The organism is Pseudonocardia halophobica (assembly GCF_027922425.1).
In the GTDB taxonomy this organism is placed as follows: domain Bacteria; phylum Actinomycetota; class Actinomycetes; order Mycobacteriales; family Pseudonocardiaceae; genus Pseudonocardia; species Pseudonocardia halophobica.
On sequence record NZ_BSFQ01000055.1, the window covers coordinates 1 to 14634 of the forward strand.

Below are 14634 nucleotides of genomic sequence, written 5' to 3' on the forward strand. Positions count from 1 at the left end.
CTCGTCTGGGCGCTGCTCCGTGACAACCGCCGCTTCACCACCGAGGCACCGGCCCCCGCAGCCAACGCGGCTTGACACGGTCATTGAAACTCCTCGTGAGGGGGTCGAACCGCGGCCCTCGTCGACGAGGCCCGGCCGGCTCCTGACACCCCGCACTACCGGCGCACGTCCACCCGTGGATGCACCGCGGTTGAAGAAAGTCTGGCGCGATTTGTCGCGGATGCTTCCGGTGCGAGCCAGCCCCTGGACGGCCGGCGCCGGGCAGGAGCTACGGGGGCAACATCTCGACGCTCCACCGGCGGAAGTGCAGGAGGGCGTACCCGTTCGCCGAACGCAGGATCTTCACGACCTGCGCCTGCTGCCCGTCGCCGCGCACCGGCACGTAGATCACGTGGTGTCCGGCGTTGAGCGCGCGTTCATGGACCTGGAGCGCCTCGCCCTCGAACACTCCCCGCTGGAGGAACCGCACGAACCGAGCGCCCGGCCCATGCCTGGTGCCGGCGGGATCCAACAGGCGCGCCCCCTCCGGCCCGCTGAGCACGTTCACCTTCGTCACGTCCAGCCCCGCCTGTCTTAGGCCGTCGATTGCAGCCTGGACGTCTGCGTCGTCGTCGAGGACCGCCACGACTCGGCGCTGCGGGTAGAGGTAGAAGCGCCGCTCGTTACGACGGGGCTGGCTCATCGACGGCCTCCTTCTTCCCGGCGGGGTAGCGCGGTGCGCCCCGGTCGATCACCGCCAACCTCAGCGGTCGTCGCTGGTAGCAGCGGCCCGTTCGACAGCGCGTCTGTCCGATGGGCCCGCTCGTCGACGTGGCCCGGTCGGCCCCGGCAGCTCCTTGCTCGACCACCGAGACCTCGAAGCCGGAGGGTTCCGGACCCCTCGAACCCTCGTGAGCCCAGGATGGCCGGGTGTCCTGAGACATGGACGGGTCTTCGGCCCTCTTTGTCTCAGCCGACGGGCGCGAACTACAACATCAACATCCCGATGCCGGTCGGCTGCAACGACGGCGCCTACCAGTACGCCGCCCGCACGGTGATCGGGCCGGCGCCGGAGGCGTTCGCGCCCGAGCTGATCCTGGTCGCGTCGGGCTTCGACCCGAACGCCATGGACCCGCTGGCCCGCCAGCTCGTCACGACCCGAGGGTTCATCACCCCCACCCGAGACGGTGATGGAGGCCGCGGCCCGCTCAGCGGGCGGCGGCTCGTGCTGGTGCACGACGGCGGCTACAGCCCGGTCTACGTGCCGTTCTGCGGCCTGGCGACGATCGAGACCCTCGCCGGGATGCACGTGCTCGACGACGGCATCCTCCCGGTCGTCGGCGGGATGGGCGGACACGACCTGGAGCCGCACCAGAAGGCGCTCGCCGATCCCGAACGCCACCAGCGAGCTACGGGGACGGCCGGGGCGTCGAGGAGATGGGCGTAACTCCATGTAGCCCCCGGCCTCGAGGTGAGCGCTGATCCCGTGAGCACGCGGTCGTGGCGTTCAGCGGGTAGGCGAGCACCGACCGCTACGACGGAGGCGTACAGGCCACTCGAATGGGTAATCGACTACGGCGCGTCGCCGCACGGTGGCCCCTGCCGAAGGAGAGACGATGGGTACCACAGAATACGTGTTCTACCTCATCGCCGCGGTCTTGCTGACGGTGGCGGTCGGGCAGGTGCTACTCCGTCGGGGCCAACCCTTCCTGGAGGAGGTGTTCCAGAGCAACGAAGCCGCTCACTCGATCAACATCTTGCTCTCGGTGCTCTTCCACCTGCTCACCCTCGGCGTCCTGGCCCTCCTCTCGACGATCGACGTGCCGATCGTCACCCAGTTCGGCATCGCGCTGATTGTCGTCGGGATCGCATACGGCATCTCGATGCTGGTGCTGCTGCGGATCCGCGAGCGGCGGCGCCAGGATCAGCTCTTCGAGCGGCGGGCCGAGCAGCGCCAACGCAGCCAGAACCCGACGCCGGTGGACCGGAGCCGCACGGCTCCGCCGTCGAACTGATACGGCGTCTTTGTTGTCATGGGGGCAGGGGCCCTGTTCGACGCGTCTGTGGCCCCACGGTCGCCGAGGCGTCCGATGCGCCGCTCACGAGGCTGCTGCTGGCGGGGTGCTCATCCGCGTGCGAGGTTCGCCCCGGCCATTCGCTTCAGGCTCGCCCGATCCACCTTCCCGGTGGCTGTGCGCGGCATCTCGTCGAGAACAACTATCTCCTCGGGCGCCTTGTAGCCGACCCTCGCGCGCGCGAACCGGATCAGCTCCTGGCTGGTCGGACGCTCGGGCCCTTCGGTGAGGGTTATGTAGGCACGGACATTCTCACCGTGGACACGGTCGTAAATGCCGATCACCCCGGCGGTCGCAACGCTCGTGTGCTCGAGCAGCGCGTTCTCGACATCCTGAGGAGAGATGTTCGAGCCGTCGTGGACGATGATCTGCTTCTTGCGCCCGCAGAAGAAGAAGTAGCCCTCCTCGTCGACTCGCATCACATCGCCTGAGTCGAGCCATCCGTTGCTGAAGGCCGCCTCGGTCGCGCCTCGATCGTCCCAGTAGCCGACGGTGGCCGCGGGGGTCTTGATCCAGAGGCGGCCTTCGCTTCCCGCCGGCAGCTCGTCGCCGTCATCGTTCCGTATCGAAAGCGAGACCGCGGGAACCACCTGCCCGACCGAACCGGGCTTGATGAGGCCTGACGGCGGGCTCACCGTCGCCAGTCCCACTTCCGTCATCCCGTAGGCCTCGTCGATCACGAGCCCGCTCAGCGCGGTGAATTCCCGTTCCAGCTCCGCGCTGACGGTGTCGCCCGCGGCGCGGCAAAGTCGCAGCGAGGCGAAATCGTCGTGTCGGGCGCCGTGGTCCCGAATCAGCGCGAACAGCGCCGAAGGAAGCATCGACAGAACCGTCGGGCGGTCTTTGCGAAGTAGCGGGAGCAACGCGTCCCCGTCGAACGTCTGGGCCACGATCACGCCAGCGCCCACGCTCAGCGCGGCGAAGGAGAGGTAGAAGGCACCAAGATGCGACAGCGACGAGCCTGGGAGAAGCAGATCGTCCGGGGTGAGCTCAAGCGCGGCCGTCAGGATCGCAAGCATCCAGCCGAGCGTCTCGTGAGTATGCGTGACCCCCTTCGGACGCCCGGTGCTTCCCGAGGTGAAGAAGATCACGGCAGGCGCCGCCGGAGAAGGAGGCGGCAGAGGCGAAGACCAGGCCTCCCCCTCGATCAGCTTGTCGAAGGCTGGGCCCGCTCCCCGCCGACCGCCGTAGCTGATTGTGCCCAATGGCAGCTGCGGGGCGAGCCGGCTTGCGGCGAGGTCCTCCTCCCGCTCGGCGTGCGCGAGCAGGGCACGGGCTTTGCTGACCGCGAGGGCGTGATCGATCTCCGGGGCCATGTAGCGATAATTGAGGGGCGTCGCGACCAACCCTGCCTTGAAACAGGCGAGATAGTGAACGATGAGCGCAGGACGATTCGGCATCAGCGAAGCGACCCGATCGCCCGGGTTCAGCCCCATGCCCAGCAGTCCGGCCGCCAAGCGATCGCTGAGGTCATCGAGCGTGCGCCACGTCCAGCGCGCATCCGCAGAGATCAGCGCGAGCCCGGCCGGATCAGCACTGAGGCCAGCGCGGAGCAGACCGCACGGGCTCACCGGTCCCCCCAACGCCCTTCCGGCATACTCGGCCACGCTGCCACCCCCGTGAGCGAGATCAACATCACCGCAAGTGGGGACGAGGAACCGCGTGCGGAATGAGGTTGATTGCAACGGCCGGCACGATACGGGCCGTTCAGCCAGCGCATCCCCGTCTGCTTCGGCACTTGATGGTGCCGTACGCCGCTGAGTTCCCGCAACGGGTGTTCCCGGGCTAGTGCCGCGGCGATCACGCGGGCGCACCGAGCCTCGCCGAGATCGAGGGGCGTACCCGTCCCATGGTCGAACTCGACGAGCGGCCCCGATTCTTCGTCAGGAAGGATAGTTGAGTCGGCTCTGCTCGCGGAGGCGGCGAAGCAGCTGTACAACGAATATCAGGCGTGGAGTGCGCAGTTGTCTGGTGGTCGATTTCCCTGTTCAGGGAACACCCTTTCTGCAAGGGCCTCACGACAGCTGCCGGTTCAACGAGAGCCCCGGGGTGATCGCTCAACGATTGGGCGGGATTGCAGCAGACGCGGCTCCGTCGGTCGCCGGACCATGGCAGCAGGGAGCCAACATGGTGAACCAGTGCCGCTGGAGGCAGTGGATTTTGACGTGTTCGACGGGTCCGCTCGTACTGTCCAGCCTGAACTCGTCGATGATCTCAGCGGGCTGCCCGCACTCCGGGCACTCGACAAGTTTTATCTGGTCGTCGGGGAACATGATCTCGATCGCCGTTCTTCTCGGTCAATACCTGTCGACCTTAATTTCATGGTTTCAGGCTTCCAGGACCCCTGGCCAAAGATTGACGTAAAGTGCCGGTGTGAATCGGCGCGAATCCCCGCACGAGCGCATTGAGGCGCTTCGTCGGCGCGGATGGAGATCCGGGCCGGAGCTTACCCGACGCCGGCCGTTCAGCTACGTCTCGACTGAACACCACTCGTTTGATGTTGAGCAGATGGGTGTAGGTGATGTTGTCTGTCGTCGACGTGCCGGCCCACGTTCCGCATCCCAACGTGAGGGAGGGCGGCAGCGCGTTGCCGATTCCGATGCACCCCTGCGCCGAGGCCGAGTTCACGATGATGCGGCTCGCGGAAATTTGATCTCCGAAGCGGCGCGCCAGACTCTCGGATTGCGTGTGAATGACTGCGGTGTGCCCGATTCCGTTCCGGGCGAGCAGCTTCTGACAGAGCGCGATGCCGGCTGCCGCTCCTTCGGTGTCGAACATCGACAGTACGGGGGCCAGCTTCTCGAGCCCCCACGGCCCACGAGCGGCGGCGATCGGTAGCGGAGCAACGAGGAGTCGGACGCTTGTGTCCCTGGGAATTCCCGTGGCTGCCAGAATCTCGGGGGCCGACTGCCCGACGAGGTCTCGGTGGAGGCGTCCGGTCGAGAGATCGAAGGCGCGAGCAGTGAATGCTGCGGTTTCCGCGGAGCTCAGCACGGCCGCTCCTGCGGCGCGCAACGCTGTGATGAAGGCGGTTCGCACCGCGGTGTCCACCACCAGGTTGTTCTCCGAACCGCAGATGACACCGTTGTCGAAGGCCTTGCTCTCGACAACGGATTTGGCGGCCGCAGCTACATCGGCGTCAGCGCAGATCAATGCGGGGGCGTTGCCGGGGCCGACACCGATGGCCGGCTTGCCCGAGCTGTAGGCTGCCTTGACGAGGCCGGCGCTTCCAGTGGCAAGTATCATCGAAACGCGCGGGTGACGCATGAATCGCATGGTTGTTGCTCGGTTGCAGCGTTCGATGCACTGCAGAAGGCCCACGGGTGCGCCACGGCGCCGCAGGGCATCGCGTATCAATTCCGCTGCATGAACACCTACGTTGTGCGCCCTGTGGTGGCAGCTGAGGATGAGGGCGTTGCGCCCTTTGAGGGCGATCAGCGTCTTGAACGCGATGGTTGCGACCGGATTTGTGACCGGGATGAGCCCGAAGATCACGCCGACCGGGCTGGCGGTCTCGACGATGCCGGTGTGGCGGTCATAGGAGAGGGTACCGGCGGCTGGGCGACCGATAAGGCTACGGCACACCTCGTGGCTCGCGAAGACGTTTTTCGCGGCCTTGTCGTCGGCATTTCCCATCCTTGTTTCGATCACGGTTCGCCGCGCGAGATCCTTTGCGGCCCGGACGATTGTGTCACTGATGTCGATGAGGAGCTCGTCAACGTCACGTTCCTCCCATCCGCGGAACGTCTCTCCTGCCGCCTCCGCCTCTTGTGTGATGCGTTGCACGCGAACCCCAAAAGGGGTTGGTGGGAGTTTGCGCATGACCGGTGGAACCGGAGCGGCATCCGCAGCGGACCCCCTTGAGAAGGCTCGATCGGACACGCCTTCCTGTTGGAGTTTCGCAGCCGGTGAGTCAGCGGAAGCGGCTCCTGCCTCGACGGACTGATCGATCGTGAACATGTTTCCTCCATGACTTGCAGGTCCCGAAGAACCGGTGTGCGTTCGGCGATCACGAGCTGAGTGACAGACGGGTATGACTGGTCGAGGAAATACCGGGCCAGTGGGCGGCGAGCGCGGAGAGAACAGTCGGGTGATCACTGACCTGGCGGTAACCCAGACTCAACATGGCCTTGAGGGCGAGCGCCGCTGACCGCTCATACGTCCGGCGCGATGTGCGAGCGGGTCTTCGTGCCCCAGGCCACGATGAGCTCGCAGGGGCCCTGGAAGCCGTCTGCGCGCTCGAACCGGGAGAGTTCGTCGTGGATCTGTTGCCAGGTCTGGTCGCGTTCGGTGGCGGAGAGGGCGGCGAGCAATTGGTGCAGTGCGCCGGCTGACTCCCGGAGGAAGCGGAGGCAGTCTGTGGCGCGCGGCAACCGGAACGGGGCAGGTACCGCCCGGGCGCCGATGTCGACGAATCCGGCCTGGCGGAGGACCTGCTCGAGCGCGCCGGGTGCGCCGAGGCTGAAGGGTCCGGGTTGGCCGGGTGCCGGCGGGCCGAGCCCGGCACTTCGGCGGGCGATGGAGACCGGGACGGAGAAGAAGCCGTTGCGGTCGGGTGTGGAGAAGACGACGGCGGCGACGCGGCCGCCGGGTCGCAGCGCCCGGTGCATACCGGCCAGGGCGTGCGGCAGGTCGGGTAGGTACATCAGGCCGAGGCGTGAGATGACGGCGTCGAACGCGCCCGGCTCGACGTCGAGCTGTTCGGCGTCGAGGGTGCGGATCTGCACGGTGGTGATCCCGGCGGCGGTGGCCGCGGCTTCGGTGTACCGGAGGATGACCGGGGAGATGTCGGTGGCCAGCACCCGACCGGACGGACCGGCCCGGCGCGCCGCGGCCAGCGACTGGCCGCCGGCGCCGGCGGCGACGTCGAGCACCGCGCTCCCGGTGCCGACGCCCGCGGCGTCGAGCATCAAGGTGGTCGCCTCCCCGAGCCAGTCCTCCAGGGTCGGGCCCCAGCCGTGCCATGCGCCGGCGGCCTGGTCCCACTGCGCGCGGGTGGTGTCCTTGTAGGCGGCCGGGTCGAACGTGATGGTGGTCATCTCGGGTCCTTCGCGTCGATGAAACGGACGACCGTCACTGCGCTGGGAACGGGGACGCGGCCGCTGGAATGCGGCCAGCAGTTGCGCCGGATGGCGCCCGACGCTGCGAGCGGGACGCGACACAATCGCGGGGTGTTGTTCGTCGGCCGGACACACGCGCTGTCGCGGTTGCTCGCCGCGGTCACCGATGCCGCGGACGGTCAGTCACGGCACGTGCTGGTCGCAGGCGAGGCCGGGATGGGCAAGAGCATGCTGGTCGGCGTCGCGGTCGCGCGCGCTGGGCTATCCCTCGGCTGGGGCACGTGCGCCGAGGCCGGGCGGACTCCGGCGTTCTGGCCGTGGAGCGCGGCCCTGCGCCGGCTGCTCGCCGATGTCGAGCCGGCCACCGCTGCGGAGCTGACGCGCACCGACCGGGCCGAGCTGACCCGGCTGCTCCCGGAGCTCGCTTCGCCGGGTGCCGCGGTCGATCCGGAGGAGCCTGCCGACACCGACGCGGCGCGGCTGCGCCTGTTCGACGCCGTCGCCGGCCTGCTGGAGCGGCTGGCCTGCGAGCGCCCGGCGCTCGTGGTGCTCGACGACCTGCAGTGGGCCGACGAGTCGTCGCTGGACCTGCTGGAGTTCGTCACCCAACCGGTCCGGCCGGTCCCGCTGGTGGTCGTCGGCATGTACCGGCACGACGAGCTGTCCGACCAGGCCGCCCGCTCCCTGGCGCGGACCGCGGTCCGCGGGGAGTGCCTGCAGCTGCACGGGCTGTCGCCGGGGGAGGTGTTCGACCTCGTCGCCGGCGCCGTGGGTGCCGACGCGGCCGAGCGGTGGGCCGTCGAGGTGCACCGGCGCACGGACGGCCATCCGTTCCTCGCCCGCCAGCTCGCCGAGCTGCTGGCCGATCCGGTCCAGCCGGCGGGTGTCGTGCCGGCGGCCGCGCAGGACCTCGTCGCACGACGCATGAATCGGCTCGCCCCGGCGTGCCGGGAGCTGATCGAGGCGGCCGCGGTCGCCGGGGGCGAGGTGAGCCCCGACGTGCTCGGCGAGGTCTCAGGTGTCGACGTGGTGACGGTCGCGGCGCTGGTCGCCGAGGCCGCGCACGCGGGTGTGCTCGTCGCCAATGCCGGGGCCGGCCCGGCCCTGTTCGCACACGACCTGTTCCGGGAGTCGATCTACCTTCGGCTCGCGGCTCCGCAGCGGATGGCCCTGCACCAGCGGGTCACCGATGCGCTCGAGCACCGTCACGCCCGCGGCGGCGCGGTCGAGCCCGCCGAGCTGGCCCGGCACAGCGCGGCGGCCGTGCCGCTGGGCAGTCCGGAGCGCGCCGTCCGGTGGGCTCGAGCGGCGGCCGGAGCCGAGCGGGACCGTCTGGCGTTCGCCGAGGCGGCCGGTCACCTGGCCCGCGCTCGTCAGGCGATCGAGGACGCCGGTGACGCCTCGGCCTGCGGCTCGCTGGTCGACCTGCTCGTGGAGGAGGCGGACGCCCGAGCCCGGGCCGGTGACCCGTCCGGGGCCCGGGCCCGGTTGGAGGACGCGGGCCGCCGGGCCGCGGCGCTGCAGGACGCCGAGCGACTTGGGCGGGTCGCCCTGGGCGTGCAACGGCTCGGCGCCCGGTTCGCGATGCGCCGGGACGCGGTCATCGGCCGGCTCGAGGCGGCCCGTCGTGAGTTGGGCGAGTCCGGCACCGTTCTGGAGGCGCAGCTGGCGGCGAGCCTGGCCCGCGAACTGGCGCACTCCGTCCCGGAGGACAGGGCACGGGCGCAGCCGCTGTCGGAAAGGGCCGTCGCACTGGCTCGCCGGCACGACGACCCGGCGACCCTCGCCGCGTGCCTGCTCGCCCACCACGACGTGCTGTGGACGCCCGGTCGCAGTGCCGAGCGGATCGCTCTGGGTCGGGAGATCGCCGACCTGGCCGCACGCACCGGTGACCGGGAGCGGCAGGCCGAAGGCCGCCTGCTCGCCGCCACCGCCCTGCTGGAGGAAGGCTCCGCGGCGTTCCGCGCCGCGTTGACCGAGTACCTCCACCTCGCCGAGGGTTTCGGCCAGCCTCGCCACGACTACCTGGCGCTGACCCGCCGCGGCGCGCTCGCGCTCGTCGACGGCCGCCTGGACGAGGCCGAGAAGCTGATCGACGAGGCGGGTGCGCTGGGGGAGCGGATCGGCGAGCCGGACACCGAGAACGTCCGGACCGGTCAGCTGGCGGAGCTGGCCCGGGCGCGTGGCGAGCGGGACCGGTTGCGCACCGTTGCCGCGGCTGCGATCCGGTGCTGGGTCGGGGTCCCCTCGCACGCACACGCCGTTGCCGCCGGTCTGCTCGCCCGCGCGGGTGGACCCGAGGACCTCGACGCCGCGCGACGCGCCCTGGACACCGTGATCGCGCTCGACACCTGGCGCGAGGATCGCTCCTACCTGTGGTCGCTGTTCATCGGCGGGATGGTGAGCGCCGCGGTCCGCCTCGACGATGAGCATCTGTGCGCGCAGCTGCTCACCGAGCTGCAACCCCACACCGGCACCTGCGGCGTCGGCGGATCGCTGGTGTGCTTCGTCGGCAGCAACGCGCACTGGGCGGGCCTCGCCGCCCGCGCGCTGGGTCGCACCGAGGAGGCTCATCGCCGGCTCGAGGAGGCACTGGTGGTGCACCGCCGCCTCGGCGCGCGGACCTGGGAGGCGGAAAGCCACCTCGAACTCGCCGCCCTCGGCGCTGCAGGCTCGCATGTCGAGCGTGCCGCCCGACTCGCACGTGAGCTCGGCCTCTCCGGTGTGCTCGACCGGCTCCCGGCCACGCAGAGCGTTGCGCCACCCCAGCGATCGACCGGGCGCGTCGCGGAACTTCGCCGTGACGGCGAGCTGTGGCTGATCCGATACGGAACGGCGACGGCGCACCTGCGGGACTCCAAGGGCCTGGCCGACCTGCACACGCTGCTGTCCCGACCCGGCGCCGACGTGCACGTCCTGGAACTGGCCGGCGCCGGCCGTGCCGAGAGCGACTCGGGAACGGTACTCGACCCCACCGCGCGAGCCGCCTATCGACACCGCCTCACCGAACTCGACCAGGATCTGGCCGACGCCCGCGCCGATCACGACATCGGGCGCGTCCAGCGCCTGGACGACCAACGAGCCGCGCTGATCGCCGAGCTCGGCCGAGCCACCGGTCTCGCCGGACGCCCTCGACGGCTCGGCGCCAGCACCAGCGAACGAGCGCGGAAAACCGTCACCTCCCGGCTCCGCGAGGCGATCCGCCGCATCGAGATGGTCGTGCCCGAGCTCGGTGCGCACCTCGACCGTTCCGTGATCACCGGCGGCATGTGCCGCTACGAACCGACGACCGACGTTGTCTGGCGGCTCTCACGCGACACCGTCTCCGGCCGAGAGTGAGGCCGGCGGCCGCGAGACCTCGCCCCGCCTCGAGCGCCCGGTAGGCCCCCGGGCCTGCGAGCGAGTACGCCCTGACGACACCCACGCAGGTCCTCAGGCGGCGGGACGGTCGGAGGCGTGGGTGGAAGGACGCAGGTCGGGTTGGACAGAGATCCGTCGGCTTCGGCGGCGCGTGGGGATCGGTGCGCCGGATTCGGCCCCGTGCTCGAATCCGCGGTCGCAGCACTCACCTCCTGTCACATACTCCTTGGCGTGGGCCGGGGTCCTGATCCGGCGAAGCGACCAGACGGAGTAGCTGGTGACGGATGAGCAAGCCGCAGTGGGCGAGGAGGACCGTTCCGTACTGACTCGGCCTGCGCCCGGACCGGACGAGGTGCGGAGGTACGGCGACGATCGCGACCAGCTGGTCGAGATCTACCGCGGCGGTACGGGGGCGGGCCTGATCTGCTTGATCCACGGCGGCTTCTGGCGGCCTGCCTATGACCGGACGCATCTGCGGCCGCTCGCGTCGGCGCTGCGCGAGGAGGGCCGGACGGTGGTGTCCGTGGAGTACCGCCGGGTGCCGGGCGACCCGGACGCCTCGACGACCGACGTCCGGGCGGCATTGGCGCTCGCGGCGGAGGTCGGCGGACCGATCGTCGTTGCGGGGCATTCCGCCGGCGGGCACCTCGCCCTGTGGGCCGCGGCGTCGGCGCCGCCTCCGGGGCTGGTCGCAACCGTCGCGCTCGCGCCGGTGGCCGACCTCGTCGCGGCCGATCGGGCCGGGCTGGGTGACGGTGCGGTCGCGGCGTTCCTGGGCGTCGGTCCGGAGTGCCGTCCCGATCTCGACCCGATCGAACTGGGCCCAGGCGGGTCTGCGGTGACGATCGTCCACGGCGAGCGGGACGCGGTTGTGCCGCCGGCGCAGGCTCATCGCTTCGCGGAGGCTCACCCGGGGACCGACGTCGTCGTCGTCCCCGGAACGGGGCATTTCGCGTTGATCGATCCGCTGTCGTCGGCCTGGCCCGTGGTCCACTCGCGGCTTGTCGAGCCTTTGTCGGTCGATCAACCATGAAGGCCGCGGCTCACGAAAGGCTGCCAGGCGACCGTAGGGATCCCGTCATGAAGATCGACCGGCTCGACCACTTCGTCCTCACCGTCGCCGACCACGGGCCCCATCCGCAGCGTGTACATCCGCGACCCGGACAGGAGCCTCGTCGAGCTCAGCGTCTACCAGGACCGCTGACCGCGCTCCATACGGTCCGGTTCAGTCGCCCAGGTCATGACGGGTGCTCCGAGGATGTCCTCGTCGACGTCGACGCCGGGGCCGGGCGCGGTGGGTGGGAGGACCCCGCCGTCGCTCGTGTGGCAGCGGGCCGCGGTCAGGTCGGGGAACGTCCGGCGGCTCGGATGGGCGCTCTCCGGGAAGTACGTGACGGGCCATGCACGTCCACTACGGCTCTCCTGCCAGCCACGCCAGCATGCCGCCCTGCGACCAGGCGCGGCCGAGGGCTTCGGTGTGCAGGGTCGACCCGTCGAACACCGCCAGGCCGATGATGCTGTGGCCGGAGGCGCGGCGGTCGCCGAGTGTCGGGATGGCCGGCGCGACGCCGACCCCCTCCGCCGACACCCACACCACCGGGCGGCCGGGTGCGGCGTCGTCGAGGCGGTGCAGGAAGCGCAACCGGTTCTCGAGCGAAAGGCGCGACAGCGCCCACGTCGTGGTGACGACGGGCAGGGCGTCCGCGGGCACGCGGGCGAAGGCGTCCGGCAGCACCTCGACGACGTCGCCCCTCAGCAGCACCGGCGGGGCCGTCGCCGCCAACGCCATCTCCGCGTCAAGCCTCGCGAGCCGCTCCGGCTGATCCGGCGGCACGCAGGCGCGCAACCACCGGGCGTCGTCCGCGTCGCTCACGTCGACCGGATCGAGGTCGACGCCGATCCGGGCGACGACCTGCGGCATCGTGCGCGTCGGGACGGGCCGGGCTCCCACGATCGAGCACGACATCTGTACGGGGGACGACGGGTCGCCCAGCGACTGCCCGTTGCCGTACGTGAGGCCGACGCGGTCGACACTGAGATTGAGCCCGGCCGAACAGCCGACGTCGATCAGCCCGACGGCCTTCGCGCCCACCCGCCGTGCCGCCTCGGCGAGGGCCGGATACAGCACGGCGCAGCGTCCGGTCTCGTTCGGCCGCGTCGGCCGGCGCACGGCGACGGCCACCACCGCGTCGGTCATCCGCACCAGCGTGTCGATCGCCGCGCGGGCAGCGGCGTCGCCGTCCGCAGCGGCGTAGGCCGCGGCGAGTGCCGGGGCGCGGCCGGCGAGGGCGAGGTCGTGCAGCGCGGCGAGGATCACCGTGGGGTGCCGCGAGCGCGCCGGTGCCGCTTCGACGGCACGCAGCGCCTCCTCGGACTCGCTCAGCGCGACGGCCACGCGCTCGTACAGCGGCGACGTCCCGGCGGTCTCGACCTCGCCGAAGCGGCGGTACACCTCGGCGAGGGAGCGAGCTCTACCCACGGATGCGGCGCTCCCTGCGGTCGGCCCCTGGCATCCCGGCGATCCTAGGGCGCGCGTGACGGACGGGTCGGAGTGCGACACGCTCCGGGCGTCCGCACGCACTCGTCACCAGTCGGGAGGGACCGCGTGGCCACCAAGGTGGACCTGAAGCGGGAGTTGCCGTGCTACCGGGCCCGGCGCGACTCGCCGGAGGTCCTGGACGTGCCCGACCTCCAATATCTGATGATCGACGGCCACGGCGACCCGAACACCCCGGTGTACGAGGCCGCGGTGTCGGCGCTGTACCCCCTCGCCTACGCGCTCAAGTTCGCCAGCAGGACCGAGCTCGGCCGCGACTACGTCGTGATGCCGCTGGAAGGGCTCTGGTGGGCCGAGGACATGGGCGCCTTCACCACCGTGCGGGACAAGTCCCGGTGGGACTGGACTATGATGATCATGGTGCCCGGCTGGACCACGGGCGAGATGTTCGACGCGGCCGTCGAGAAGGTCGCCTCGAAGGCGCCGCCCTCCCGGTTGGCCGACGTCCGCATGGCGACCCTGGCGGAAGGTCGCTGCGTCCAGGCGCTGCACGTCGGCGCCTACGACGACGAGGCCGAGCTGCTGCGGCACATGCACCACGAGTTCATCCCGGAGCACGGCCTCACCATGGTCGGCAAGCACCACGAGATCTATCTGAGTGATCCGCGGCGGGCCGACCCGTCGAGGCTGCGGACCATCCTCCGGCAGCCGGTGGCCGAGGCCTGATCCCGGCCCCCGGGTGCGCGATGCTGGCCGGAGACCGTCACGGATCCGGGGGTGGGGAATGAGGCCGTTCCGATTCGGCGTGAACCTGACGTCGTTCGAGGACCGGGCGACGTGGGTGGCGACGTGCCGGCACGTCGAGGAGCAGGGGTACGACGTCGTCCTCGTGCCCGACCATCTCGGCATGCCGGCGCCCTTCCCGGCGCTCGCCGCCGCCGCGGACGCCACCGAGCGGGTGCGGCTCGGCACCTTCGTGCTCAACGCCGGGTTCTGGAACCCCACGCTGCTCGCGCGCGAGGTCGCCACGCTGGACCAGCTCTCCGGGGGCCGGTTCGAGCTCGGGCTGGGGACGGGCTACAACCGCGCCGAGTTCGACGCCGCCGGCCTGCCCTTCGGCTCGCCCGGCGAGCGGGTCTCCGCGCTGGAGGACCTCGTCGAGCGGCTCGGCACGGCCCTCGCGGACGGCACGCCGAAGCCCGCCCAGCTGCCGCGGCCGCCGTTGCTCCTCGGCGGGAACGGCGACCGGATGCTGCGCCTCGCCGCCCGGCACGCGGACACGGTCGCGTTCGCGGGCGCCACGCTCAAGCCCGGCTCCACCACCGGCGAGCTGCTCCTGCTCACCGCCGAGGAGCTCGACGGGCGGATCGCGCTGGCGGCCGAGGCGGCGGGGGAGCGCGACCCGGAGCGGAACCTGCTGGTCCAGGTCGTCGCCGTCGTGGACGACCGGCGGGCGGCGATCGAGCAGCTGCGGGCGCAGTTCGGCGTCGACTACCTGACCGTCGAGCAGATGCTGGAGCTGCCCACGCTCCTCGTCGGGACGGTCGACGAGATCGTCGAGCAGCTCCGGGCGGCCCGCGAGCGGTTCGGGATCAGCTACGTCACGGTGCTCCAGCCGTCGGCGGAGGCCTTCGCCCCGGTGATCGAGAAGCTTCGCTGAGGC

11 protein-coding genes are annotated in these 14634 nt (G+C 70.7%); 6 read left to right on the forward strand and 5 right to left on the reverse strand.

What is annotated here, in order from left to right:
• Positions 1 to 268: 268 nt before the first annotated feature.
• Positions 269 to 682 carry a hypothetical protein gene (locus PKE99_RS34565; RefSeq protein ID WP_037053641.1) on the reverse strand — a complete coding sequence of 138 codons (414 nt, stop codon included), beginning with the start codon at positions 680 to 682 and terminating at the stop codon, positions 269 to 271.
• Positions 683 to 943: 261 nt separating this feature from the next.
• Here PKE99_RS34565 and PKE99_RS34570 point away from each other — a divergent pair, with 261 nt between their 5' ends.
• Together PKE99_RS34570 and PKE99_RS34575 are read left to right on the forward strand one after the other, a co-directional pair.
• On the forward strand, positions 944 to 1426 hold the full coding sequence (locus PKE99_RS34570; RefSeq protein ID WP_051738298.1) for an arginase family protein: 483 nt from the start codon (positions 944 to 946) through the stop codon (positions 1424 to 1426).
• A gap of 187 nt (positions 1427 to 1613) precedes the next feature.
• Positions 1614 to 1994, forward strand: a complete 381-nt coding sequence (locus tag PKE99_RS34575) for a hypothetical protein (RefSeq protein WP_197040892.1) — start codon at positions 1614 to 1616, stop codon at positions 1992 to 1994.
• 110 nt (positions 1995 to 2104) lie between these two features.
• Here PKE99_RS34575 and PKE99_RS34580 read toward each other — a convergent pair whose 3' ends face one another.
• The 3 genes from PKE99_RS34580 to PKE99_RS34590 all read right to left on the reverse strand — a co-directional run bounded on the left by PKE99_RS34580 (position 2105) and on the right by PKE99_RS34590 (position 7093).
• The gene (locus PKE99_RS34580) at positions 2105 to 3661 is read right to left on the reverse strand and encodes a class I adenylate-forming enzyme family protein (protein WP_197040891.1); all 1557 of its coding nucleotides are present in this window, start codon (positions 3659 to 3661) and stop codon (positions 2105 to 2107) included.
• Between the two features lie 712 nt (positions 3662 to 4373).
• Positions 4374 to 6014, reverse strand: coding sequence for an aldehyde dehydrogenase family protein (locus PKE99_RS34585; protein ID WP_081924726.1), 1641 nt, complete (start codon positions 6012 to 6014; stop codon positions 4374 to 4376).
• A 194-nt stretch (positions 6015 to 6208) separates the two neighbouring features.
• The gene (locus PKE99_RS34590) at positions 6209 to 7093 is read right to left on the reverse strand and encodes a class I SAM-dependent methyltransferase (RefSeq protein ID WP_037053638.1); all 885 of its coding nucleotides are present in this window, start codon (positions 7091 to 7093) and stop codon (positions 6209 to 6211) included.
• Here PKE99_RS34590 and PKE99_RS34595 point away from each other — a divergent pair.
• The gene (locus PKE99_RS34595) at positions 7013 to 10453 is read left to right on the forward strand and encodes an ATP-binding protein (protein ID WP_156068081.1); all 3441 of its coding nucleotides are present in this window, start codon (positions 7013 to 7015) and stop codon (positions 10451 to 10453) included. The two genes, PKE99_RS34590 and PKE99_RS34595, sit on opposite strands and share 81 nt — an antisense overlap.
• Before the next feature lie 319 nt (positions 10454 to 10772).
• A complete protein-coding gene (locus tag PKE99_RS34600; RefSeq protein WP_037053658.1) occupies positions 10773 to 11507 on the forward strand; it encodes an alpha/beta hydrolase in 735 nt (244 codons plus the stop codon).
• Between the two features lie 378 nt (positions 11508 to 11885).
• Here the strand turns inward: PKE99_RS34600 and PKE99_RS34605 are convergent, their stop codons facing one another.
• Positions 11886 to 12953 carry a DUF2332 domain-containing protein gene (locus PKE99_RS34605; protein WP_037053636.1) on the reverse strand — a complete coding sequence of 356 codons (1068 nt, stop codon included), beginning with the start codon at positions 12951 to 12953 and terminating at the stop codon, positions 11886 to 11888.
• A 126-nt stretch (positions 12954 to 13079) separates the two neighbouring features.
• On the opposite strand from PKE99_RS34605, the gene PKE99_RS34610 reads away from it, so the two are divergent.
• Positions 13080 to 13697, forward strand: a complete 618-nt coding sequence (locus PKE99_RS34610; RefSeq protein WP_037053635.1) for a GyrI-like domain-containing protein — start codon at positions 13080 to 13082, stop codon at positions 13695 to 13697.
• A gap of 58 nt (positions 13698 to 13755) precedes the next feature.
• Positions 13756 to 14631, forward strand: coding sequence for a TIGR03621 family F420-dependent LLM class oxidoreductase (locus tag PKE99_RS34615; RefSeq protein WP_037053634.1), 876 nt, complete (start codon positions 13756 to 13758; stop codon positions 14629 to 14631).
• Positions 14632 to 14634 lie beyond the last annotated feature (3 nt).